The 24,440-nt window shown below is 62.8% G+C and carries 18 protein-coding genes, 4 tRNA genes and 1 pseudogene; 15 read left to right on the top strand and 8 right to left on the bottom strand.

Features of this window, described 5'->3' with window-relative positions; genetic code table 11:
• Nucleotides 1-2 precede the first annotated feature (2 nt).
• From DK261_RS27265 to DK261_RS27200, 14 genes are all read left to right on the top strand, one after another.
• Nucleotides 3-1,985, top strand: a complete 1,983-nt coding sequence (locus DK261_RS27265) for an LPS biosynthesis protein (protein WP_016703675.1) — start codon at nt 3-5, stop codon at nt 1,983-1,985.
• A complete protein-coding gene (locus DK261_RS27260) occupies nt 1,985-3,166 on the top strand; it encodes a glycosyltransferase (protein WP_110177022.1) in 1,182 nt (393 codons plus the stop codon). Before DK261_RS27265 ends, DK261_RS27260 begins: the two co-directional genes overlap by 1 nt.
• Nucleotides 3,163-4,512, top strand: coding sequence for a cellulase family glycosylhydrolase (locus DK261_RS27255; RefSeq protein ID WP_110177020.1), 1,350 nt, complete (start codon nt 3,163-3,165; stop codon nt 4,510-4,512). Before DK261_RS27260 ends, DK261_RS27255 begins: the two co-directional genes overlap by 4 nt.
• A 25-nt stretch (nt 4,513-4,537) precedes the next feature.
• Nucleotides 4,538-5,752: a glycosyltransferase family 4 protein gene (locus DK261_RS27250; protein ID WP_016703678.1), complete on the top strand. Its 1,215-nt coding sequence runs from the start codon at nt 4,538-4,540 to the stop codon at nt 5,750-5,752.
• Nucleotides 5,743-6,846, top strand: a complete 1,104-nt coding sequence (locus DK261_RS27245) for a glycosyltransferase family 1 protein (RefSeq protein ID WP_009050922.1) — start codon at nt 5,743-5,745, stop codon at nt 6,844-6,846. The genes DK261_RS27250 and DK261_RS27245 overlap by 10 nt, the downstream gene beginning before the upstream one ends.
• The gene (locus tag DK261_RS27240) at nt 6,846-8,243 is read left to right on the top strand and encodes an O-antigen ligase (RefSeq protein ID WP_028683410.1); all 1,398 of its coding nucleotides are present in this window, start codon (nt 6,846-6,848) and stop codon (nt 8,241-8,243) included. Before DK261_RS27245 ends, DK261_RS27240 begins: the two co-directional genes overlap by 1 nt.
• Entirely contained in the window at nt 8,240-9,061 is an 822-nt protein-coding gene (locus DK261_RS27235) for an acyltransferase (protein WP_028683409.1), read from the top strand. Before DK261_RS27240 ends, DK261_RS27235 begins: the two co-directional genes overlap by 4 nt.
• A complete protein-coding gene (locus DK261_RS27230; RefSeq protein ID WP_016703681.1) occupies nt 9,061-10,467 on the top strand; it encodes a lipid II flippase MurJ in 1,407 nt (468 codons plus the stop codon). Before DK261_RS27235 ends, DK261_RS27230 begins: the two co-directional genes overlap by 1 nt.
• A gap of 115 nt (nt 10,468-10,582) precedes the next feature.
• Nucleotides 10,583-11,212: a DUF1780 domain-containing protein gene (locus DK261_RS27225; RefSeq protein WP_007924708.1), complete on the top strand. Its 630-nt coding sequence runs from the start codon at nt 10,583-10,585 to the stop codon at nt 11,210-11,212.
• A gap of 210 nt (nt 11,213-11,422) precedes the next feature.
• Nucleotides 11,423-11,596 (top strand): DUF3094 family protein, encoded by a 174-nt coding sequence (locus DK261_RS27220; protein ID WP_037006010.1) that lies wholly within the window; start codon nt 11,423-11,425, stop codon nt 11,594-11,596.
• 60 nt (nt 11,597-11,656) lie between these two features.
• Nucleotides 11,657-12,955: an NAD(P)/FAD-dependent oxidoreductase gene (locus DK261_RS27215; protein ID WP_110177018.1), complete on the top strand. Its 1,299-nt coding sequence runs from the start codon at nt 11,657-11,659 to the stop codon at nt 12,953-12,955.
• Between the two features lie 651 nt (nt 12,956-13,606).
• Nucleotides 13,607-14,200: a fimbrial protein gene (locus DK261_RS27210; RefSeq protein ID WP_110177017.1), complete on the top strand. Its 594-nt coding sequence runs from the start codon at nt 13,607-13,609 to the stop codon at nt 14,198-14,200.
• Nucleotides 14,201-14,250: 50 nt separating this feature from the next.
• Nucleotides 14,251-14,982 carry a molecular chaperone gene (locus tag DK261_RS27205; RefSeq protein WP_110177015.1) on the top strand — a complete coding sequence of 244 codons (732 nt, stop codon included), beginning with the start codon at nt 14,251-14,253 and terminating at the stop codon, nt 14,980-14,982.
• A 112-nt stretch (nt 14,983-15,094) separates the two neighbouring features.
• On the top strand, nt 15,095-17,587 hold the full coding sequence (locus DK261_RS27200; protein ID WP_110177013.1) for a fimbria/pilus outer membrane usher protein: 2,493 nt from the start codon (nt 15,095-15,097) through the stop codon (nt 17,585-17,587).
• A 158-nt stretch (nt 17,588-17,745) separates the two neighbouring features.
• On the opposite strand, the pseudogene DK261_RS27195 reads toward DK261_RS27200, so the two are convergent.
• From DK261_RS27195 to rluD, 8 genes and pseudogenes are all read right to left on the bottom strand, one after another.
• Nucleotides 17,746-17,967, bottom strand: a pseudogene (locus tag DK261_RS27195) (hypothetical protein); the annotation flags it as partial.
• An 80-nt stretch (nt 17,968-18,047) separates the two neighbouring features.
• A tRNA-Pro gene (locus DK261_RS27190) sits at nt 18,048-18,124 on the bottom strand.
• A gap of 93 nt (nt 18,125-18,217) precedes the next feature.
• Nucleotides 18,218-18,293, bottom strand: a tRNA-Lys gene (locus tag DK261_RS27185).
• Between the two features lie 5 nt (nt 18,294-18,298).
• A tRNA-Pro gene (locus tag DK261_RS27180) sits at nt 18,299-18,375 on the bottom strand.
• Between the two features lie 9 nt (nt 18,376-18,384).
• Nucleotides 18,385-18,460: transfer RNA gene (locus tag DK261_RS27175), tRNA-Asn, on the bottom strand.
• Between the two features lie 314 nt (nt 18,461-18,774).
• Nucleotides 18,775-21,339 carry an ATP-dependent chaperone ClpB gene (clpB, locus tag DK261_RS27170; protein WP_009050931.1) on the bottom strand — a complete coding sequence of 855 codons (2,565 nt, stop codon included), beginning with the start codon at nt 21,337-21,339 and terminating at the stop codon, nt 18,775-18,777.
• 130 nt (nt 21,340-21,469) lie between these two features.
• Nucleotides 21,470-22,195: a peptidoglycan editing factor PgeF gene (pgeF, locus tag DK261_RS27165; RefSeq protein WP_110177012.1), complete on the bottom strand. Its 726-nt coding sequence runs from the start codon at nt 22,193-22,195 to the stop codon at nt 21,470-21,472.
• Nucleotides 22,192-23,154 (bottom strand): 23S rRNA pseudouridine(1911/1915/1917) synthase RluD, encoded by a 963-nt coding sequence (gene rluD, locus DK261_RS27160; RefSeq protein WP_009050933.1) that lies wholly within the window; start codon nt 23,152-23,154, stop codon nt 22,192-22,194. The genes pgeF and rluD overlap by 4 nt, the downstream gene beginning before the upstream one ends.
• Nucleotides 23,155-23,306: 152 nt before the next feature.
• Here rluD and DK261_RS27155 point away from each other — a divergent pair, with 152 nt between their 5' ends.
• The gene (locus DK261_RS27155) at nt 23,307-24,329 is read left to right on the top strand and encodes an outer membrane protein assembly factor BamD (RefSeq protein WP_009050934.1); all 1,023 of its coding nucleotides are present in this window, start codon (nt 23,307-23,309) and stop codon (nt 24,327-24,329) included.
• The last annotated feature ends 111 nt before the right edge of the window (nt 24,330-24,440 follow it).

The following is a 24,440-nucleotide window of genomic DNA, read 5'->3' as shown; positions in this document are numbered from 1 at the left end:
CCGTGATCGAAATACGCTCTCTACGCGACCTGTTGCGCCTGTTCTTCATATTCCGCCGCGAGTTCAAGCTGGCGGTCGTCACCACCATCGTGGTCGCGGTACTGGGCGCCTTCCTGCTGCCGACGCGCTACGAGTCGGACGCGCGCCTGCTGGTCAAGCCCGGGCGCGACAGCACCACGGTGCCGATCGAGGCCAGCAATCGCCAGACGCTGATCTCGCCCAGCACCCAGCACGACCCGATCGTCGATGAGGAGAAGATGCTCACCGGCCGGCCGATCGTGCACATCGTCGCCCAGCGCTACCTGGAACTGAGCGCGGCTGCCGAACCCCAGGGTTTCTGGAAGACCCTCAAGTTCTACGCCAAGAAGGCCATGGGCACGGCCATCGATGCGCTGCGCAGCCTGCTGCAACTGGTCGGCCTGTCGGAGCCGCAGAGCCCGCAGGACCGCCTGGCGACCCGCCTGGAAAAGAACTTCCAGGCCAGCCATGAAGCGGGCTCCTCGGTGATCGATATCAGCTTTACCTGGGACGACCCGGAAGTCGCGCAGCAGGTGGTGAAAATCTGGGTCGACACCTTCCTCGAGGAACGCGCCCGGGTCCTCGGTCGCAAGAGCCTCTACGCCTTCTATGAGGGCGAAGGCAACAAGGTGGCCGCGCAGATCCTCAGCCTCAAGGAACAGTTGCAGGGCCGCCTGAAGCAGATCGATTCGATCAGCGTCGATGCCCGCCTGGAAAACCTCACCAGCCAGATCGACCGGCTGACCGACGCCCGGGTCAATGCACAGAACCAGCTGTCCGGGATCAGCAGCTTCCTGATCAACGCTCGCCAGCAGATCCTCGATCAGCCCGGCGAAGTGGTGACCAGCCGCGAGACCAGCCTCAACCCGACCCAGCTCGACCTCAAGCGCCAGCTCAATACCCTGCAAGTGGAGCGCGCACGCCTGCTGCGCACCTATTTGCCCGAGGCGCCGGCGGTCAAGCAGATCGAACAGAACATCCAAGACCTGCAGGCCCTCAGCGCACAGGAAGAGACCCGCCTGGAACGCTCGAAGAACACTGCGCCCAATAGCCTGGTGACCAACGTCAAGCAGCAGGTCATCGATGCCCAGCTGCAACAGCGCCGGCTGACCGGGCAGATCGAGAACTACGACAAGACCCTGGCCACCCTGCGTGCCGAGCGCGACCGGGTCCTGACCGACGAGCCTGAACTCAACCGCCTGACCCAGCAGTTGCGCACCGCTGAAAAGAGCTACGCGCTGTACTCGGAAAACCTGGAACAGGCGCGCATCGACCACGAGCTCGACAGCAGCCAGATCAGCAATATCGCGATCATCGAGCACGCCACCTTCAACCCGGCGCGGGTCTTCCCCAAGAGCCTGCTGATCCTGCTGTTCGCCATTCCCGCGGGGATCGCCGTGGGTCTTTTGACCATCTATGTCTGCTACTTGCTGGACCAGCGCATCCACGACGGCTCGCGCCTGCCGGAGCTGTTCCAGGTGCCGCTGTGGGGCAGCGTGCCGGACCTCGAGGACGCCACCCCGGCGGCGATGACCGCGAGCATCTACCGGCTCTACAGCCTGTTGCCCATGGACCGTATCGAGAGCCAGGGCCTGACCCTGGGCCTGACCTCGGCGCGCCATGGCGAAGGCGTGAGTTTCATCCTCGAACGCCTGCGCCGCCTGCTGGAAGAACGTGGCCAACGCGTGCGGGTCAACGACAGCGCGCCGGCCCAGCCCGGTGAAGTGCTGCTGCTGGACGCCTCGGCCCTGTTGTCGAACCAGGAGGCCTTCCTGATCCTGCGCCGCGCCGACCTGATCGCCCTGGTGATCGAGGCTCGGACCAGCACTGTGCCGATGATCGAGAATGCGCTGTCGCTGCTGACCACCGCCTTCGGCAAGGTCGACGGGCTGATCCTCAACCGTCGCCGCTTCGAAGTGCCGTCCAGGGTGCTGGAGCGGATCAACAGCTGGCGCGGTGCGGCCTGATGCGTATTGCCTTGCTGGCCCCGCTGCCGCCGGAACAGACCGGTATCGCCGACTACGCCGCGCATTTCAGCAATGCGCTGCGCGGCCTTGGCATCGAGGTGCTGACGCCGCTGGCCGGCTGTCACGATCCTGCGGAACAGCTGACGCGCCTGCGCGCCTTCGACTGGACGGGCGTCGACCTGGTGCACGCCGAACTCGGGGGTGGCCGCTTCGGCGAATTCCAGGCGCTCGACTACCTGAGCACCGAACAACCGCGGATCCCGCGCACGGCCACCGTGCATGACCCGGAGCGCCTGATCTGGCGGCGCGCCCGGCTGTTCTGGCCGCTGACCCTGCTCGAACGCCTGCCACACCCGCTGCCGCAAGCGGCGGCGCTGCTCGCCGACCCGCTGACCCTGCATGAAGAACGGCGCCTGGCCCGCGGCATGCGCCGGCTGATTACCCTGACCCGGCTGGGCGGCGACTGCCTGCGCCAGCGCATGGGCCTGCAGCCGCAACAGGTAGCGGTGATCGCCCACGGCAACCTGCCGATCCCGGCAGCCGAACTGCCGCCGCTGGTGCCGCTGCGCCTGCTGTACTTCGGCTTCATCTACCGCGGCAAGGGCATCGAGGACCTGATCGAAGCCCTGGCCCGCACCCTGGCGGCCAACCCGCAGTGCCGTGGCCAGGTCCGCCTGACCCTGGCCGGCGGCACCGCCCCGGAAATGACCTTCGACCCGGCCGGCAACTACCTCGACGGCCTGCGCCAGCGCATCCGCGAACTGCAACTGGACGATGTGGTGGACTGGCAACTGGACCTGCCGTCCGCCGAGATCGCCCGCACCATCCAGGCCCACCATGTGATGGTGCTGCCGTACCGGGAATCGAAAAAGCTCGCCTGGCTCGGCCAGATGCGCGGCACCAGCGGCGCCCTGTCCTGGGCCAATGCCTGCGGTCGCGGGGTCGTCACCTCCAATGCCCGGGCCTTTGCCGAAGAGGTTGCCGGCGGCAATGGCGTGACCTATCAGCAAGGCGATGTCGAAGCGCTGAGCCAGCACCTGAGCCGCCTGGTGCTGGAGCCCGAACTGGCCCGCCAGTGGGCCGCGCGGGCCAGCGAGGCCGGGCACCAGCGTGAGTGGAGCGCGACCGCGCGCCGTTTTGCCGAACTGTTCAATGAAGTGTGCAAGGAGCGATCGATATGAAGACCCGACCAGGCCTCGAACGTCGCCCGCTATTGCGCTATCTGCCGCTGGTGGCCGCGCTGGCGGTGGGCGGCGCCCTGCTGCTCAGCGAACAAGTCGATGCCACGCCGATCAACCTGGCTCCCGATCGTACCCTGGTGTGGAAGGACTACCTGGGGGTCAACGCGCACTTCCTGTGGTTCACCCCGCGGCAATACCGCAAACAGATCGCCGCCTATAAACAGCTCGGCCTGCAATGGGTGCGGGTCGACCTGCACTGGGACCGGCTCGAGCCCACCGAAGAGGGTTACCAGCTCAGCACCCTCGACGAACTGGACCGGACCCTGAGCGACGCGAAACTCAAGTCGCTGTTCTACCTCGTCGGCTCGGCGCCCTTCGTGACCACCGCTCCCAAGGGCGGGTCCTTTCAGGATCAGTACCCGCCGCGCGATCCGAAAGTCTTCGCCACACGCATGGCGATGCTGGCCCAGCGTTACCCGAACATCGACGCCTGGCAGGTGTGGAACGAACAGAACATCCCCAACAACTGGCGGCCGAAACCCGATGCCAAGGGCTACGGCGAGTTGTTGCTGGCGACTCATCAGGCGCTGAACCAGGTGGCGCCGGACAAGACCCAGGTCATGGGCGGCATGGCCTACTACAGCCAGATGCCGACCCAGCGCAACGCGCTGATGTTCGAAAAACTCGGCGAACTGGGCGTGCAGAGCTTGGGCATGGTCGCCGCCTACCACCCGTATTCGGAAACCCCGGAAACGGATGAGCCAGGCAAGAACGAAGTGCTGCTGCGCGGCAAGCAGCTCAACGACATGCTGCACGGCGCCGGCCTGAAGAGGGTCTGGGCCACCGAGTGGGGCTGGTCGAGCTACGCCGGGCCCAAGGAGATGCAGCGGCTGATCGGCGTCGACGGCCAGGCCGACTACACCCTGCGCCGCCTGGCGTTGATGAGCGACCAGGACTACGAGCGGATCTTCCTCTTCGCCCTTTCCGATCTCGACTCGCGCGCCTCGGCCCGCGACCAGCATTACGGCCTGCTCGACCTCAACGGCGAACCCAAGCCGGTGTACAAGGCGCTCGCGCGGTTTCTCGAGATCACCGGCGCGCGTCTCAAACCCGGCAAGACGCCCGTGTTGGAAAACCTGCCCGACACCTTCTACAGCGTGTCCTGGACCCGCGACGACGGTAAGCGCCTGCTGATGTTCTGGAGCGCCAAGGGCGGCACCATCAAATTGCCGCAAGTGCGCCAGGCCGAGCTCTACGATCCGCTCAGCGGAACCCGGGCCAGTCTCGACGCCGCGGACGGCATCCAGCCGACCGTGAAATCGTCCCTGCAGATTCTCGTGTGGTAATCGATCTCGACCTGGAGTGCCGTACGTGAAGATTCTCTGGATTCTCCCCTACCTGCCCTGGCCCATGACCAGCGGCGGCAAGACTCGCCAGTTTCACTTGCTGCGGACCTTGAGCGAGCGGGGTCATCGCATCACCTTGCTGGTGCAGTCGAAGACCGAGGCCGATGCCGCCACCCGCGCCACCCTCGAGCCCTGGCTGGAGCGCCTGATCGTGGAGCCCCGGCGCCCGCTGAAACATCCGGTCACGCTGCTGGCCGGGCTGTTCGCGCCCTGGCCGCTGCTGACCACAGTCAACGGTGTGTCACGTCCGTTGCGCGAGCGCTTCGACAGCCTGCTGCAGGAGCCCTGGGATGTGATCCAGGTCGAGCACAGCTACAGCCTGCAACCCTATCTGCAACCGCTGCTGCGGGCCGGCCGGGACTTCGTGCTCACCGAGCACAACCTCGAATCCAGCCTGGGCGGCGCGACCTATGACCGCTTCCCGGCCTGGGCCAGCCTCTTCGTGCGCTATGACCAATGGCGCTGCCGGCAGTGGGAACGCAAGGCGTTCGATTCGGCCCGCCAGGTAGTCGCGGTGACCGAAAGCGATGCCCAGGCCATGCGCCAGCTGACCCGTACCCCGGTCGAGGTGGTGGTCAACGGCGTCGACAGCCGCAGCTTTGCCGAAGTCTCGGCCGACCCGCAGAGCCAGCGGGTGCTGTTTGTCGGCAACTACGAATACGCGCCGAACCTGGACGCCGTGCAGTGGATGCTCGACGAGATTTTCCCGCGGGTCTGGAGCCACTGCCCCGAGGCGCGCCTGGCGGTGACCGGGTATGCCTTGCCGGCCAACTGGCCCGAACGCTGGACCGACAGCCGCATCGAGTGGGTCGGCTTCGTGCCGGACCTGCCCGATCTGCAACGACGTTGCGCGCTGTTCATCGCGCCGTTGCGCCAGGGCGGCGGCTCCAAGCTCAAGGTGCTCGAAGCCATGGCCGCCGGCCTGCCGCTGGTCAGCACCGCACAAGGCGCCTCGGGCCTGGCCATCCGCCCCGAGGAACATTACCTGGCAGGCGACAATGCCCAGGCCCTGGCCGATGCCGTGATTCGCCTGTTGAGCGAGCCGACCCTGGCCGCCCAACTGGCCGGCGCCGCCCGCCTGTATGCCCGCCAGCATCATGACTGGGCCGTAGCCGGCGACGAGCTGGAACAGATCTACCGGACCCTGCCTTCCACACAGGAGCATCCCGCATGCGTGTAGCCCTCGATTATCGTCCGGCCACGGTCGCTCCCTCTTCGGGCATCGCCCGTCAGGTCAAGGCACTGGAACAGGCCCTGCGCGCCCGTGAAGACACCGAATTGCTGCTGGTGAGCGAAGCGCCACTGGAGCATGAGCAACGCCAGACCGCCTTCTGTCCGGCCTGGCCGAGCCCCCTCGATGGCGTGCAACGCCCCGGCGTGCGCCTGCGCTTCGAACGCAAATTCTTGCCGGCGACCATTCGCGAGCAGTCGGTCGACCTGTACATCGCCACCGCCAACATGGGCCTGCCCATCGGCCACAAGCCGGCGGGTACCCGTTATGTGCTGATCCTGCATGACCTGTTCCAGCTGACCCAGCGCAACTTCCACCGCTCGCAACTCAAGGCCCTGGCCTATCGGCTGATCGATGCCGTGTCGATCGCCTGGTCGATCTGGATCGCCGATGAAGTCTGGTGCCCTTCGCGGTTTTCCTGCAGCGAAGCGGCCCGGCTGTTTCCCTGGGCGCGGCCGAAGTTCCGCGTGCTGAACAACCTGGTGCCGGAGTTTCAGGGCGCCATCGGCCCACTGCCGGCGGGCCTGCCTGAGCGCTACTGGCTGGCCGTCGGGACGCGGGAGCCGCGCAAGAACATGCCGTTCTTCATCGAGCAGTGGCAGCGCTGCCGCCAGGAAAACCCGCAAGTACCGGAGCTGGTCCTGGTCGGCCACGCCAGCGACCTGCCGGCGAACCTGAGCCAGTTGCCCGGCCTGCATTGGGTCAATGGCGTCAGCGACGAGCAGTTGCAGGCCCTGTACCAGCATGCCGACTGCCTGTGGCAACCCTCCTACGCCGAAGGCTTCGGCCTGCCGGTGGTCGAGGCGCTGTGGCAGGGCACGCCGGTGGCGGTGGCCAGGGGCTCGGCCCTCGACGAAGTGTCTCCGCCCGGCGCGCGACGCTTCAATGCCCGTGATCGCGCCAGCCTGCGCAACGCGCTGATCGAACAGGCCCAGGACAGCAACAGGCCGGATCCGGACAGCCTGCGCGACTGGGCCCGGCAATTTGCCGAACCGACCTACCGCCAGCGCCTCGATACCTTGCTCACAGGGCTCTTTCACTGATGCTGCCAGGAAAATTCATTGGCCTGACCCTGGGGTTGATCTTCGGGGTTCTGTTGTGGGCCCTGCCACCGGCAAAAGTCATCTTCGTGGTGATCGGCCTGGCCGTGACCCTGACGCTGATCCGCAAGCCGCTGTGGGGCCTGCTGATCTTCGCCGTGCTGGCCACCTGCATTCCTTACACCACGCTGCAACTGGGGATTCGCACCACGGTCAGTGAAGCGGTGCTGGGCCTGACGTGGGTCGGGTTGTTCTGGCAATCGTTCATCGGCAAGACCCGCAACCTCATGCTCTGGCGTCCCACCGAACGGGCCATGGCCTGGCTGATGCTGTTCAGCGCCATTCCCTTTGTCTGGGGCATGCTGATCATTCATGCCGAGGGCAACGGCCCGGTGAACTGGGTGCGCTGGCTGATGAACCTGTCGCTGCTGTTCATGGTGCCGCTGCTGCTGCGTACCGATGCCGACCGCGACAAAGTGGTGATCGCCCTGCTGCTGGGCACCCTGCTGATGCTGCTGTTGTCGATCGGCATGTTCATCAAGTCGCGCAACGCGATGTCGATGATCCCGATCCTCACCGACCTCAAGTACGCCCACCCGGAAGCGGTGAAGGACATCTTCTCCGCCAACTACCAGCGCATGGCGTCGCCCTGGGTTCACCCCAACCTCACGGGCGGCGTGCTGGTGCTGTTCATTCCCCTGGCGCTGCTCTATGGCTGGACCCGCACCGGCGCGCGTCGGGCCCTGGGGCTGGCGGTGGCAATCCTCGGTTGCGCCGGGCTGCTGCTGAGTATTTCCCGCGGGGCGATCCTGGCCCTGGCCCTGGTGCTGATCTGGCTGACCTACAAGCGCGTGCCCTACAGCGGCCGGATCATCGGCCTCGGGGCGGCTTTCGCGGTGGCCCTGGTGATGTTCTATCCGCCGCTGCAGGAACGCCTGATGACCATGTTCTCGGCGACCAACGCCAGTACCGAAGTGCGTTTCGACGAGTACGCGAAATTCCCCGAGGCAATGATGCGCTACCCGCTGGGCATCGGCTTCAAGGTCGATCCGCCGGTACCGGGCACCGACCTGCCGGGCATCTCCAACCTGTGGCTGAACTTCATCTACAAGATCGGCATTCCGGGGATGCTGCTGTTCATCGCCGTCACCCTGTTGTGGTGGCGCGAGGTGCGCCCGCTGGCGCCGATCCGTCAGGTGACCGCTGACAACGCGCTGTGGCTGGGCTGCATTTCCGGCCTGCTGGCAGCGTTGCTGACGGGTCTGTTCGACCACTACTTCAGCTTCACTTTCGTGCTGATCGGTCTGTTCTGGCTGTTGATGGGCATAAGCCTGCAACAGGTCCGGTTACGCCCGGCCATCACCCTCCCCCTCATCAACCCCAAGGATCGCCAAGCATGAAACACCGTATTTTCCATTCTGCGGATCTGCCGGAACGCCTGCCGGCCCTGGCCTCGGAGCTGGGCGTCAGCCACGATGAACTGCTCGAGGCCTACAGCTGGGGGCTGAACAACGACGTGCTGTTCGTCGAGGGCGACGGCGAGCAGGCGCGCTACAGCGTCTGCGCGGTGGACATCGAACAGATCATCGAGCATCCCCTGGCCCGACGCCTGTATGGTCGTTTGAAGCAGGACATCCCCACCACCCTGGTGCCGCGCTACGGCAAGAACCTGGCTACCCTCAAGGACCGCTGGTTGCGGGCCTGGGAACAGGCCTACAACATCCTGATCAACAAGATCCCCAGCCATCACGTGCGCATCGCCTGGCTGCGCCTGGGCGGCGCGAAAATCGGCAAGGGCTCGACCATCTGGCGCAACACCGAGGTGCTGGGTGTGGAAAACCTGGTGATCGGCGATGACAGCGTGATCGCCTGGCATTGTCAGATCGACGCCCGGGCCGGGCTGATCATCGGCGATCATGTGACGATCGCCTCTCACGTGCTGATTCTCGCCGGCGGCCATGACCCGATGAGCCCCGAGTTCTGGTCGGTGTCCGCGCCCATCTACATCGATGACTACGCCTGGATCGCCACCCGGGCGCTGCTTGCCCATGGTTCGCATATCGGTCGCGGGGCGGTAGTGACCGCCAACACCCTGGTGGCCAAGGCCGTCCCCCCCTACAAGATCATCGGTGGCAGCGGTGCCAAACCCATGGGCGAGCGCCCTCACGACCTGAACTACAAGGTGGGTGGCAAAGGCCTGTTCACCCTGTTCTATTGATGCTCGGCAGCACCCTGCTGCTGACCCTGGCGACCCTCGCCGGGCTGCTCGCCGGCTTTGCCCGCGAATGGCTGCTGGTGGCGGCCTGGGGCGCGGGCAGCCGCAGCGATGCGTTCCTGGTCGCGGTGTTCATTCCCGAAGCCCTGCGCATGACCCTGGCGGCCGGTATCCTGGCGGCCGCGGCCCTGCCGCTCTATCAGGAGCGCGACGCCCGGCGCCAGCACGCCTGGCTGGCCGGCCTGAGTCCGCGCCTGCTGGGCCTGGGACTGGGGCTGTATGCCCTGCTGGCCTTGAGCGCGCCGCTGTGGATCCGCCTGATCGGTCCCGGGCTCGACAGCGCAGCCCAGGCCGAAGCCGCCGCCAACCTGCGCAGCCTGGCCGCCTGTATCCCCGGCCTGCTCCTGCATGCGCTGTTCAGCATTCCGCTGCATGCCCGGCAACGTTTTGTCCTGCCGGGGCTGGGTTCGCTGCTGTTCAACCTGCCACCGGTGCTTTATCTGTTTTTCTACGGCCAGGCGAGCCTGGGCTCCGGCCTTTCGCTGGCGTTTTTTCTCGGCAGCCTGCTGATGTGCCTGTCGCTGGTGCCGGCGATCTGGCAAACCGGCTGGCGCCCCTGGCAGGTCCGCGGGGACGCCGGGGCCAGCCGTGAATTGCTGGTGCGCCTCGGCCCGCTGCTGACCAGCAACCTGGCCAGCCAGGGCCTGGCGCTGGTGGAACGGGTGGTCGCCAGCTACCTGGGCGAAGGCGCGGTGACCTGGGTCAACCTGGCGCGCAAGCTGATCAACTTGCCGTTGATTGCCTTGATGAGCCTGAACCAGGTCCTGCTCGGCCTGATGAGCGGCAAGTCCGGCGATCAACGCCTGGGGCTGCTGCATCGCGGGCTCGACGCCGCGACCCTGCTGAGCCTGCCTGCGGCCCTCGGCCTGGTGGGCGCCAGCCCGGCGCTGATCCATTGGTTGCTGCCCGCCCAGAGCGCCGACGGACCACTGCCGGCGCTGCTGGGCTGGTTCGCCGTGTCCCTGGTGTTCGGCGCCTGGAACGCCATGCTCGCGCGCTACGCCTATGCCGCCGGCGATACCCGAACGCCGCTGTACTGCGAACTGCTCGGCAGCCTGCTCAACGCCTTGCTGCTGGCGGGCTTGCCGCTGATTGCGGGGCTGAATGCGATTCCCCTGGCCGCCCTCGGCGGCGTGATCCTGACCAACCTGTTGCTGATGCAGCGCCAGCAGTTGCTCAGCCTCATCAGCTGGCCAGTGCGCTGGGCGGTCAGCGCCGTCCTGCTGGGTGCCGCGGCACTGCTGTTGCATCCGCTGCCGAACGTCTGGCTGCAACTGGGGCTCAGCACCGTGGCCGGGCTGCTCCTGCTGATCGCCCTGGGCCTCTGGCTGAAACCCTGGCGGGCGTGAACGAGCGGCAGAGGGTTGACCTGATGTCACACTTATCCGTTATAAGTGCAGTCAGCCCCCGCCGACCCGGCAGAGTGTATTTCTTGGATCAGCGTTTGGACGCTAAGCTTGGACTATGGATGACTCAGATTACCTGCGCCTGCTCACCATTCAGGCCGAACAAGCCAACGCGTTCCTGTCCAATGCGCGCAAATGGGAGCGTGAGCGTTGGGTCTGCCAGCGCCTGCTGCAAGGCTTGAACATCCCCTACCGTGCCGACGAATTCACGCCCGCCGGGCAGGAGCCGCCGGACGTACTGTTTCGCGAGGCCTGTTTCGAGGTGTTCTTCGTGCTGGACGAAGGCCGTCGCCTCAACGATGAATGGCGCGACGAGTTGCAACGGCGCCGCAGTGCCTTCTCCCTCAGCCAACTGGTGCGGCGCGAGGCCAAGCCCAAGCGCATTCCGGCCAACGAACTGTTGCTCAGGCTGGCCCCGACCCTGCGCAAGAAAGCCCACAACTACAAGGAACGTGGCATGGACCTGGGGGAGCTGGACATCATCGCCTTCGCCAGCCTCAAGCGCGAAGTGCTCGACCTCAACAGCCATTTCCCGCCGCCGACCGAGTATCTGCGCCAGGGTTGGCGCTCGTTGTCGCTGGTCGGACCGACCTTCGCCCGCGTACTGTTCGCCCATCCCGACGCGCCGGACTTCCTGCGCGGCAACCTGGGGCGCAGCATCCTCTTCGACGTCGGGATCAGCCTGTAGGTCGTTTAGCGAAGGGTTTTCCGGCCCCCCTTCAGACCGTTGTGGCATGGCGCAAACACCCTGCGAGTGTTACAAAGCGCAATCACCCGCGCGATGACAAGGTCCGCATCCGCGAGCAGCTATGCTCCGTTCCATACCGCATAGCCCGACAAGATGGCACTGCGCTGTAACCTTCATACTTTTCGCAACGTCTAGCTGACGAGGCTTTTTATGACCAGCCGCCTGAACCCCGACGACCAACGCCATGTCGAAGAATACCTGCAACTGGCCCAGCACCGAGTCGAGCGCCGGCCCTTCCGGCCGTGGATGCTCCTCGTGATAGTCCTGACCATCACCATTGGCCTGGGCCTGCTGAGCCGACTTATCAGTTACCTGACGCTATGAGCTGCATTGCGCTCGCTCGGGTAACCGTACCGATTTCTTTTAGCCTTGCGAGATATCCCCATGACTCATCGTATTGTCATCGTTGGCGGCGGCGCCGGCGGTCTGGAGTTGGCTACCCGTCTGGGTAAGACTCTGGGCAAGCGCGGCACCGCCAGTGTGATGCTGGTCGACGCGAACCTGACCCACATCTGGAAGCCCTTGCTGCACGAAGTAGCCGCCGGCTCGCTGAACTCTTCCGAAGACGAACTCAACTATGTCGCCCAAGCCAAATGGAACCACTTCGAGTTCCAGCTGGGCCGCATGAGCGGGCTCGATCGTCAGCAGAAGAAAATCCAGCTGGCCGCCACCTACGATGAAAATGGCGTGGAGCTGCTGCCGGCCCGCGAGCTGGGGTACGACACCCTGGTGATCGCCGTGGGCAGCACCACCAACGACTTCGGCACCCAGGGCGCCGCCCAGCATTGCCTGTTCCTCGACACCCGCAAGCAGGCCGAACGCTTCCATCAGCAACTGCTCAACCACTACCTGCGCGCCCACGCCGGGCAGACCGATGTGGTCGAGCAGATCAGCGTGGCCATCGTCGGTGCCGGCGCCACGGGCGTCGAGCTGGCCGCCGAGCTGCACAATGCCGCTCACGAACTGGCGGCTTACGGCCTGGACCGGATCAAGCCAGAAAACATGCACATCACCCTGATCGAGGCAGGCCCACGGGTACTGCCAGCCCTGCCGGAGCGGATTGGCGGACCGGTACACAAGACCCTGGAAAAACTCGGGGTCAAGGTAATGACCAACGCCGCGGTCAGCGAAGTGACCGCCGACAGCCTGATTACCGCCGATGGCCAGGTGATTGCCGCCAGCCTGAAAGTCTGGGCCGCCGGGATTCGCGCACCAGGTTTCCTCAAGGACATCGACGGCCTGGAAACCAACCGCATCAACCAGCTGCAAGTCCTGCCGACCCTGCAGACCACCCTCGACGAGAATATCTTCGCCTTTGGCGACTGCGCCGCCTGCCCGCAACCGGGCACCGATCGCAACGTTCCACCGCGGGCCCAGGCGGCTCACCAGCAGGCATCGCTGCTGACCAAGTCGCTGAAACTGCGCATCGAAGGCAAGGCCCTGCCGGAGTACAAATACACCGACTACGGTTCGCTGATCTCGCTGTCGCGTTTTTCCGCGGTGGGCAACCTGATGGGCAACCTGACCGGCAGCGTGATGCTCGAAGGCTGGCTGGCGCGGATGTTCTATGTGTCGCTGTACCGCATGCACCAGATGGCGCTCTACGGCCCGTTCCGGACCGCCATGCTGATGCTCGGCAGCCGGATCGGCCGCGGCACCGAGCCACGACTCAAGCTGCACTGAGTCAATCGTTCAAGACAGGAATGCCCCGAGCGATCGGGGCATTTTTTTGCATCCTGTTCAAGTTTGGCTCAAGCCTTTGTCCAGCTCGGGACCCACAGGGGAGTTGCCAGAGTTCGAAGAAAAAAGAAACTTCCCTTAGTTGATATACGAATTTTCTGAACATTACACAACCAATCTACCGACTGAATAAAAAGACTTTTCCGACTTCATCCCTAGCGTTCAAAAGTTGCTCCCTCCAGCGCAAACAATGCGTACCCCTGCTTCCAGCAGCACCTTTTAAAGCAACATATACAGACTTGATCCAATAAGCATTCAAGGCAACAACCACGTCCCATCTAGTTGTATCGGCAGTTAGCTTAGCCCTCCTCTCGACTCGCCCATCACCCAATGAATCTGCCTTCCTGGCTGGTCCTACAACGGCCGAAGGCGATAAGAATCGCTCCCCTGCTTACCAGACCAGACAGACAATCCCCTTCAATAAAATCGTCACAAGACAACACTTTAAGAATCTTCTTATTGAAACCCCGTCAATCAACAAAGTATTAGCAGCCATTCAAAACCATAAACCAATCAACACTTTAAGAATGGTCTTATTGTAACGACCGAAGTGAAGATACAAGATTGCACCTCCAACTTTAGCAGGTACATGAAATGTCCAAACTTCTCAAAAGCATCGTCTCCATGGCTATCGCTGGCGCAGTCAGCACTTCCGCTCTCGCGGCAGACGGCACCATCAACTTCACCGGCGATATCGTCGCTGCATCCTGCGAGATCACCGGCGGCTCCGGCACCAACGTTGGTGGTGACAAGGGCGCCAAAGCCGTCACCGTCAACCTCGGCAAGGTCAGTAGCGACTCGCTCGCCGGTACTGCTGGCGGCGGCATCGTCGGCGGTAAGAACATCAACCTGAGCCTGGATTGCGGCGGTACCGCAAAAGGCCTGACTAGCGTCAAGCTGCAGTTCGACCCGAACAGCGGCTCCGGCATCGACAGCAAGAACGGCATGCTGCTGAAAACCACCGGTGACGCAGAGGGCGTGGGCATCGGTATTTACGACGGCAGCAACAAACTGCTGAACATCGCCGCGAACGAAACCATCAACGGCACACTGGTGGAAACCAAGGACGGCGAAACCACCAAGTACAAGGCCGTACTGGACATGCGTGCAGGTTATGTGGCGAACGGCGCGACCATCAAGCCAGGTATGGCGAACGGCACCCTGCCGTTTACCCTGACCTACGAGTAACCCGCGCCAAAGGGAGGGGCCTGCGCCCCTCCCTCCGACCTGGAGCCGCTATGAAAACCCCACTATTGACACGTCTTGCACTCGCCAGTGCCATGACGCTCTTTGCGTCGATGGCCAGTGCCGGTATTACACTGGATGGCACACGCGTCGTCTTTGCTGCGCCAGCCAAGGAAACATCCGTCGTCGTCAGGAACCAGGACTCGAGCGACATCATGGTCCAGTCCTGGGTCGAGCCAGACAGCAGCGGGTCCGCGACCGACGTACCGTTCGCCATTACCCCTCCCCTCGTTCGCCTTGGAGGCAACAAGCAGCAAGTCCTGCGCATCCTCTATCAAGGCCAGGGGTTGCCGACCGACAAGGAGTCCGTGTTCTGGCTCGCCGTGCAAGAGATTCCGCAAAAAGCCAAGGACCAGAACAGCCTGCAGATCGCCATACGCCAGCGCGTAAAACTGTTCTATCGCCCAGCCAACCTGCCGGACACCGCGGCCAATGCAGCCAAGAGCCTGCAATGGAAACTGGTGGAACAAGGCGGTAAAACCGCGCTTTCAGTGACCAACCCTTCCGCGTACCACGTGTCCTTTTCCGGTAGCACCGTGAAACTGCTCACTGGCAAGGGGGCTGGCACCTATACCGCTGCCGCAGAAATGCTCGCGCCGGGAGCAACACGTGTCGTCGCGATCAAAGGTTCGCCCAGCGTGAGTTCCGGAGCCGCAACGGTGGAATTCGAAAGCATCAACGATTACGGCGGGCTGGACCGCATCACCAGCAAGCTTTCCAACTAACGAAAGCACAGCCGTCATTCGCGCCGCTCGCCAGCGCGCAAAGCTTTACCTATCCGACTTTTTACTCAGGTCAGTGCCTCGGCTACCCGATGCATGATCGAAAGGATTTCGCATGCCCATTTTTCAGAGAGAGCTCAGCTTCAGGATCGCCCGACGGGCGTGCGCGACCTGCCTCATGGCAGTGGGACTGACCTCGAAGCTGTCCGCCGCAGAGGTCGAGTTCAGCGAGTCCTTCCTGAAAATGGAGGGTGCTCCGGTGGACCTCAAGTATTTTGAGAAAGGCAGCGCCGTTCCGCCAGGCACCTACAGCGTCGACCTTTACCTGAACAACGTGCTGATCAAGCGCCAGGAGATCACCTTCAGTGCCGACGCATCCGGGCAGGCCAAACCCGTCCTTTCGCTCGGGCTGCTCAAAGAGCTCGGGCTCAACGCGGGCAAAGCCCAACAGGACGGGCTTATCGCCGCCGATGCCAAGGATGAGCTGCCGTTCGACGTCAGTTCCCAGATCGCCGGCGCAGCAGTGGACTTCGACGTCACCAACCTGGCCTTGCAGCTCAGCATTCCGCAGGCCTACGTCCAGCGCTATTCCCGTGGTTACGTCGACCCGTCGGTCTGGGACGACGGCATCACCGCCTTCTACAGCGACTACCAGGCCAACTTCAACCGCAACACCAACCGGGGAACGAAGAGCGACTACCACAACCTGAACCTGCGCAACGGCTTCAATATCGCCGGCTGGCGCTTTCGCAACGAATCCGCCCTGACCGGCGGCACCGGGACAAAAAGCGAGTTCAAGAGCAACCGTACCTATCTGGAACGCGATGTTCAGCGCCTGAAAGGCAAGTTTTCGATGGGCGAGCTGTACACCCCCGGCGAGATCTTCGACAGCGTGCGTTTTCGCGGCGCCCAGATCGCTTCGGACCTCGGCATGCTGCCTGACAACGAGGTTGGCTACGCACCGGTGATCCGCGGCATCGCTGAAACCAATGCCACCGTCGAAGTACGGCAAAACGGCTACGTGATCTATTCCGCGTCGGTGCCGCCTGGCGCCTTCGAGTTCACTGACATCTATCCCAGCGGCTCCAACGGCGACCTGCAGATCAAGATCATCGAAGCGGACGGTCGTGTACGCGAATACCAACAGTCCTACGCCTACCAGCCGGTCATGACCCGCCGCGGTAACCTTCGCTACGCCTTCACTGCCGGTGAATATCGCTCCAACGACCAACCGTCGCCGTCGTTCACCCAGGGCACGGCGGTCTACGGCGTGACGGATAACCTGACCGGCTATGGTGGCGCGCTGCTTGCGCAAGACTATCGCGCCGTCAACCTTGGCGCGGGTGTGAACTCCAGCATCGGCGGTATATCCTTCGACGTCACCAGCAGTGAATCGAAAACCCTGAACGGCAGGAGCAACAAGGGGCACAGTGCGCGCTTCCTGTACTCCAAGACGCTGAACGCCACCGATACCACCTTCACCATGGCCGGCTACCGCTACTCCACCGAAGGCTATCGCAGCTTCAGCCAGCATGTGGACGACCTCATGTACCAGGAGCGTGCCGGCTTCAGCGCACAAAAGAGCCGAATCAACCTCCGGGTGAACCAGAGCCTGTCACAGCGAGGCTCGCTGTATCTCAGCATGGATGAAACCAACTACTGGAAACAGCAGGGCCGCACACGCAACTGGCAATTTGGTTATGGCAGCAGCATCAACAGCGTCAGCTACAACCTGGCGGTGTCACGCACCCAGAGCGATCCCATGAACGGTGGTTCGGATACACAACTTACCGCCAGCATCAGCCTGCCGCTGGGAGGGAGAAGCAGTTCTCACCGCCTCTCCAGCAATGCCATCAGCTCGAGCAAGGGCGACTCCTCGCTGCAGTCGAACGTGTCCGGCTACCTGGACGACCAGGCCACTCTCAGCTACTCGGCACAGGCCGGACACAGCAAAAGAAACGGCAGCACAGCCGGCGCCGGCCTGGACTGGGATACCCCCGTCGCCAAGCTGCGGGGTGGCTATAGCCAGGGTCGCGATGACAAGCATATCGACCTGGGTGCTTCTGGCTCGCTGCTGGTACACAGCGGCGGCGTTACCCTCGGCCAGCCGCTTGGCGAGACCTTCGGCCTGCTGGAAGTTCCGGGTGTCGACGGGGTCGGGGTATCCGGCTGGAACGGCGTGCGCACCAACGGCAAGGGTTACGCGGTGGTGCCCTATATGCAGCCTTATCGTTACAACTGGCTGAACCTGGACACCCAGACCCTGGGCACCGATACCGAGATCAACGAAACCTCCAAGGTGCTGGTGCCGACCCGTGGCGCCATCGTCAAGACAACCTACGCCGCACAGACCGGTCGCCGCCTGCAGTTCGTCCTGCGTGCGGAGCAAGGCGGCAGTATCCCCTTCGGCGCCCAAGGCTACGACGAGCAGGGCAAGCCCCTGGGCATGGTCGACAACCTGTCGCGCCTGCTGGTCTTCGGCGTTGCCGACAAGGGCCGACTGGAAATTCGCTGGGCCGAGGGTTCCTGCACGGTGGACTACACACTCCCGGCGGCAAACAAGGAGCTGGCATACGAGCGCGTGGATGGCCTTTGCCGGGCCTTGTGAGCACCGTAAACGCCCCTCGCAACGAGGGGCCGGCAAGGGGATATGCACAGAACGACAACGGACAACCCAAATCTCCTCCCAAAAAAGCCCCGAATTATCGGGGCTTTTTTTGCTTCACGCCCAAGGCACGAAACCATCTTCAGCAAGCCAGTATGTGCGCCTGCGCTCCAATCCTGCCGACCGTGCTTTGTATACAGCCACATCAGAACGGTCGTCTTGCCTTGAATGCCGTAGCGCGCCTGAGCCTCTTTATGACTCGGCTCCTTTTCAACCTGGTCGACGACCGGCAATTTAATAGTCAGCGTGTAATCACGCTGACAGCGCCTTTTCCCGCTTCCATCATGCCCTCCTGAGAAGAGATCAGAAGGTGTAAACCTCATTCAGGAAGAGACAGACACAACCGCCGCCGAATTCCGGGCAAAAAAAATCCCCGTATCTTTCGATACGAGGATTTTCAGTATGGTCGGGGTAAGGGGATTCGAACTCCTGACATCCTGCTCCCAAAGCAGGCGCGCTACCGGACTGCGCTATACCCCGGTAAAAAAAAGGCACCTTTTAAAGGCGCCTTCTGCGAACAGAGCTTTTGGCGTCTGATCTTAAGATTCGATTCCAGCGAGCTGGTCTCAAAAATGGTGGGTCGTGTGGGATTCGAACCTACGACCAATTGGTTAAAAGCCAACTGCTCTACCAACTGAGCTAACGACCCAAATATGGTCGGGGTAAGGGGATTCGAACTCCTGACATCCTGCTCCCAAAGCAGGCGCGCTACCGGACTGCGCTATACCCCGGTTTGAAATTGGCTCCGTGACCAGGACTCGAACCTGGGACCCAATGATTAACAGTCATTTGCTCTACCGACTGAGCTATCACGGAACTGAACATTTCAATTTACAGCTTTTACAGCAGGCTTTTATTTCTAGAAGCCTCCTCGTTGACCCTGCCCGTATCGCTACGTTCGTGTCTCTGAGGCGCGCTATTCTACAATCTTAAAAACCTCTGTCAACCCCCTAAATTGCTTTCAAGACAATGATTTGCAACTTATTTCAGTTTTTTCCTCGGGGAGGAAAAACCCTTGGGGTGACTTACTGCGGGGCGCACTTTACAAGCCTTTGCCTTACAGTTCAACGCCCTATGCAAAAAAAGGCCTCGCAATGCGAGGCCTCCTTCCCAATGACACCCTATTTGGCTCAGGCGAAGACGATTTCGTCGTTTTCCACCTTGGCCGTCACAGTGACTCCCGGCAGGAAACTGCCAGACAGAATCAACTGCGCCAGCGGGTTCTCGATCCAGCGCTGGATCGCTCGTTTGAGCGGGCGCGCGCCATAGACCGGGTCGTAGCCCACGGCAATCAGTTTGTCCAAGGCCTCGCCACTCAGCTCCAGCTTGAGCTCTCGCTCCGCCAGGCGGCCGCGCAGGCGGCCCAGCTGGATCTCGGTGATGCCGGCGATCTGGTCCCGAGCCAATGGCTCGAAGATCACCACTTCGTCGATCCGGTTGATGAACTCCGGACGGAAATGGCTCGACACCGCATCCATCACCGCCGCCCGCTGTGCTTCGCGATCCCCCACCAGTTCCTGGATCTGCACCGAGCCCAGGTTGGAGGTCATGACGATCACCGTATTGCGGAAATCCACGGTACGCCCGTGGCTGTCCGTCAGGCGGCCGTCTTCCAGCACCTGCAGCAGGATGTTGAACACGTCTGGATGGGCCTTCTCGACCTCGTCCAGCAGGATCACCGAATAAGGCTTACGACGCACCGCCTCGGTCAGGTAACCGCCCTCCTCGTAGCCGACGTAGCCTGGAGGCGCACCGATCAACCGAGCCACGGAATGTTTCTCCATGAATTCGGACATATCGATCCGCACCATCGCCTCTTCGGTATCGAAAAGGAATTCGGCCAGCGCCTTGCACAGCTCGGTTTTACCCACACCGGTCGGGCCAAGGAACATGAACGAGCCACTTGGCCGGTTCGGATCGGACAACCCGGCACGGGAACGCCGCACGGCGTTGGCCACCGCCACCACGGCTTCGTTCTGGCCGATGACACGCTGGTGCAGCAGGCTTTCCATCTTCAGCAGCTTGTCGCGCTCGCCTTCGAGCATCTTCGACACTGGAATACCGGTCCACTTGGACACGACCTCGGCGATTTCCTCTTCGGTCACCTTGCTGCGCAACAGCTGGTTCTCGCTTTGGCCATGCTGGTCGACCATCTGCAGGCTGCGCTCCAGGTCCGGGATCACCCCGTACTGCAACTCGGCCATGCGGTTCAGGTCGCCTTTGCGGCGCGCGGCTTCCAGTTCCTGGCGGGACTGCTCGATCTTCTGCTGAATCTGCGCCGAACCCTGCACTTCGGCTTTCTCCGAGGTCCAGACTTCTTCCAGGTCGGCGTATTCGCGCTCCAGGCGGGTGATTTCCTCCTGGAGTTTCTCCAGGCGCTTGATCGCCGCTTCGTCGTCTTCCTTCTTCAGGGCCTGGGACTCAACCTTCAGTTGAATCAGGCGCCGCTCAAGACGGTCCAGCACTTCCGGCTTGGAGTCGATCTCCATTCGGATACGGCTGGCAGCTTCGTCGATCAGGTCGATCGCCTTGTCCGGCAGCTGCCGATCGGTGATGTAGCGATGACTGAGCTTGGCCGCGGCAATGATCGCGCCGTCGGTGATCGCCACCTTGTGGTGCACCTCATAACGCTCTTTCAGGCCACGCAGGATGGCGATGGTGTCTTCTTCGCTCGGCTCATCCACCAGGACTTTCTGGAAGCGCCGCTCGAGGGCCGCATCCTTCTCTATATATTGGCGGTACTCGTTGAGCGTGGTGGCGCCGACACAATGCAACTCGCCTCGGGCCAGGGCCGGCTTGAGCATGTTGCCCGCATCCATCGAGCCTTCGCCCTTGCCGGCGCCGACCATGGTGTGCAGTTCGTCGATGAACAGAATGATCTGCCCTTCCTGCTTGGAGAGCTCGTTGAGCAGGGATTTCAGGCGTTCTTCGAACTCGCCGCGGTACTTGGCGCCCGCGATCAGCGCGCCCATGTCCAGGGACAGCAGGCGCTTGCCTTTCAGGCCGTCCGGCACTTCGCCATTGATGATGCGCTGGGCCAGGCCTTCGGCAATCGCGGTTTTACCCACGCCAGGCTCGCCGATCAGCACCGGGTTGTTCTTGGTCCGGCGTTGCAGCACCTGGATGGTCCGACGGATTTCGTCGTCACGGCCGATCACCGGGTCGAGCTTGCCGTCTTCGGCACGCTTGGTCAGGTCGACGGTGTATTTATCCAGGGCCTGGCGCGACTCCTCGACGTTGGCGTCATTCACCGCCTCGCCGCCACGCAGGTTATTGATGGCGTTTTCCAGCGCTTTCTTGCTGACGCCCTGGCCCAGCAGCAATTTGCCGAGCTTGCTGTTTTCGTCCATGGCCGCCAGCAGCACCAGCTCGCTGGAGATGAACTGGTCGCCCTTCTGTTGCGCCAGGCGATCGGCCTGGTTCAGCAGGCGCGCCAGATCCTGCGACATGTTCACGTCGCCGGTGGGATTCTGGATTTTCGGCAAGCGGTCGAGCTCTTTGCTCAACTCCTTGCGCAGGCTGTTCACGTCGAAGCCCACTTGCATCAGCAGCGGCTTGATCGAACCGCCCTGCTGCTCGAGCAGGGCCTGCATCAAGTGCGCCGGCTCGATGGCTGGGTGGTCGAGGCCGACCGCCAGGGATTGAGAATCGGATAATGCCAGCTGCAGCTTGCTGGTTAATCGGTCTATACGCATTAGTCACCTTCCTTTTGAGCAGGTCGGAGCGATGGACACACCTAAATAGAGAAACCTGCCAGATACCCCTGTAGATGCGGTCGATTCTGGAAGATTCAAGCCTGTCGAGCTTGACACAGGTCAGAAGAGTCTAGCGTTCCAGCCAGATCAGGGAAGCGAAGCGCCCGGTACGCGGGCTGCGGCGGTAGGAATAGAAACGCGGATCGCTCACGGTGCAGAAACCACCGCCATACACGGCCGTGACGCCGCATGCCGCCAGGCGCAGGCGGGCCAGCGTATAGATGTCAGCCATAAGCTTGCCGGGATTGTGGCTCGGCACAAAGGCCTGCTCGGTGTGCGGCAAGTGGCGGACGAACGCCTCACGGACTTCCGGCCCGACTTCGAAGGCTTGCGGACCGATGGCCGGCCCCAGCCAGACCAGTACATCCTCAGGCGCAACCTTCAGGCTAGCGAGCGTCGCCTCCAGCACTCCGGCCGCCAACCCGCGCCAACCGGCATGGGCCGCCGCCACACGAGTACCGGCGCGGTCGCAGAACAGCGCTGGCAGGCAATCGGCGGTCATGGCGCTACAGGCGATTCCGGGCGTGGCCGTCCAGCTGGCATCGGCGGTGGCGACGACGGACGGATCCGCCTCGACCACATCAATACCGTGGACCTGCTTCAGCCAGGCTGGCTGTATGGAGAAATGATCGGTCAGGCGGCGGCGGTTTTCGGCTACTGCCTGCGGATCGTCGTTGACATGATCGCCCAGGTTGAGGCTGTCGAACGGCGCCAGGCTGACGCCGCCCGCACGGGTGGTGACGCAGGCTTTGACCCCGGCCGGCGCAGGCCAGTCAGGAATCAGCCAGTCACTCATCCGACGAAGGCCTCGCGGTCCTGCTTGAGCAGGGTCAGCAGCCAGACGAAGTCTTCCGGCAGCGGCGACTCCCAGCTCATGCGTTCACCGGTGGTTGGATGATCCAGCTCCAGGAAACGCGCATGCAGCGCCTGACGCGGGAAGTGCTTCAGGGATTCGACCATGGTCGGGCTCGCCGCCGGCGGAATGCGGAAGCGGCCGCCGTAGGCCGGATCGCCGACCAACGGGAAGTTGATGTGCGCCATGTGCACGCGAATCTGGTGGGTACGGCCGGTTTCCAGCTTGACCCGCACATGGGTGTGGGAACGGAAACGCTCGAGCACGCGGTAATGGCTGACGGCCTGCTTGCCACCTTCCATCACGGCCATGCGCTGGCGCTGCTGGCCATGCCGGCCGATCGGCGCATTGATCTTGCCACCGGCGGTGACCACACCGATCACGATGCATTCATAGATGCGGCTGACGCTGCGGCTCTGCAACTGGGCAACCAGCTGGGTCTGCGCCTGGATGGTCTTGGCCACCACCATCAGACCGGTGGTGTCCTTGTCCAGGCGATGGACGATGCCGGCGCGCGGCACGTTGATGATGTCCGGGACATGGTGCAGCAGTGCATTGAGCAGCGTGCCATCGGCGTGACCGGCGGCGGGGTGGACCACCAGGCCGGCAGGCTTGTTGATGACCAGGATATCGTCGTCTTCATAGACGATATCCAATTCGATGTCCTGAGCGATCCATTCTCCCTGAGCTTCCTGCTCGGCGGTCAGCTCAAGAACCGCGCCGCCATGGACGATGTCTCGCGGGCGGATAACCGCTCCATCCACAGTCAGGCGGCCGTCTTTGATCCAGGCGGAAAGGCGCGAGCGCGAGTGCTCAGCGAATAATTGGGCGGCGACTTGATCGAGGCGTTGGCCGCCCAGTTCGGACGGCACCTCTGCGCGAAGTTCAATTTTATCGGACATGCTCAGACTAGGCGTCGGCACAGCCTTTGGTTTCGGCTGCGCGCTTGTGGTTAAATACGGCGTCTTTTGCCCCGAGGCTTTTTCAACGGGGCGCTCATCATAACAGGACGGCCCCGCCCAAGACAGCGGCCGTCATAGGGACGCAAGCCGCCATGCAAGTGAAACACCTGCTGCTGATCGCCATCCTCGCACTGACCGCTGCTTGCTCATCGAAGGAAGTCGTTGACGAAAACCTGAGCGAGGTCGAGCTGTACCAGCAGGCGCAGACCGACCTGGACAACAACAGCTATACCAGCGCCACCGCCAAGCTCAAGGCCCTGGAGTCGCGTTATCCGTTCGGCCGCTACGCGGATCAGGCACAACTCGAACTGATTTATGCCAACTACAAGAACGCCGAGCCGGAAGCTGCCAAGTCCGCCGCCGAGCGTTTCATCCGCCTGCATCCACAACACCCGAACGTGGACTACGCCTACTACCTCAAGGGCCTGACCTCCTTCGACCAGGACGTCGGCCTGCTGGCGCGCTTCCTGCCGCTGGACATGACCAAGCGTGACCCGGGTGCCGCGCGCGACTCCTACAACGAGTTCGCCCAGCTCACCAGCCGCTTCCCGAACAGCCGCTACGCGCCGGACGCCAAGCAGCGCATGATCTACCTGCGCAACCTGCTGGCCTCCTACGAAATCCATGTGGCCGACTACTACCTGACCCGTCAGGCCTATGTAGCCGCCGCCAACCGTGGCCGTTACGTGGTGGAAAACTTCCAGGAAACCCCGTCGGTGGCCGATGGCCTGGCGGTGATGACCGAGGCTTACCAGCGTCTGCACCTGGACGAACTGGCCGCCACCAGCCTGGAAACCCTGAAGCTCAACTACCCCGATCACCCGAGCCTGGTCGACGGCCAGTTCGTGCCACGGGTCGCCGAGGCGGACAACCGCTCCTGGCTGAGCAAGGCCACCCTGGGCCTGATCGAGTCCCGTCCACCGCTGCCGCCGGGAGAAACCCGCGCCAACCAGGACGTGATGAAGCAATACCAGGACGCCAAGGACGCAATTCCGGCCGAGCTCAAGCCTAAAGACGCCAATGGCGACGCTGTCGAAGAAGAACAGCACGAAGCCGAAGGCAACAACAGCGATCGCTCGTGGTTCAGCTACATGACCTTCGGCGTGTTCGACTGACACCGCCGCGGTTAGCCAAAAGGGAGACTTTCGAGTCTCCCTTTTTTTGTCCGCGGATTTCAGCGCTGATTGCACTGTGCGCCCGGCATGACCTTGGCTAAACTGCCGGTT

Origin of the sequence: Pseudomonas sp. RW409, assembly GCF_003184125.1 — a bacterium.
Lineage (GTDB): Bacteria > Pseudomonadota > Gammaproteobacteria > Pseudomonadales > Pseudomonadaceae > Aquipseudomonas > Aquipseudomonas chlororaphis_I.
This window is presented reverse-complemented; position numbering and strand designations above follow the sequence as displayed.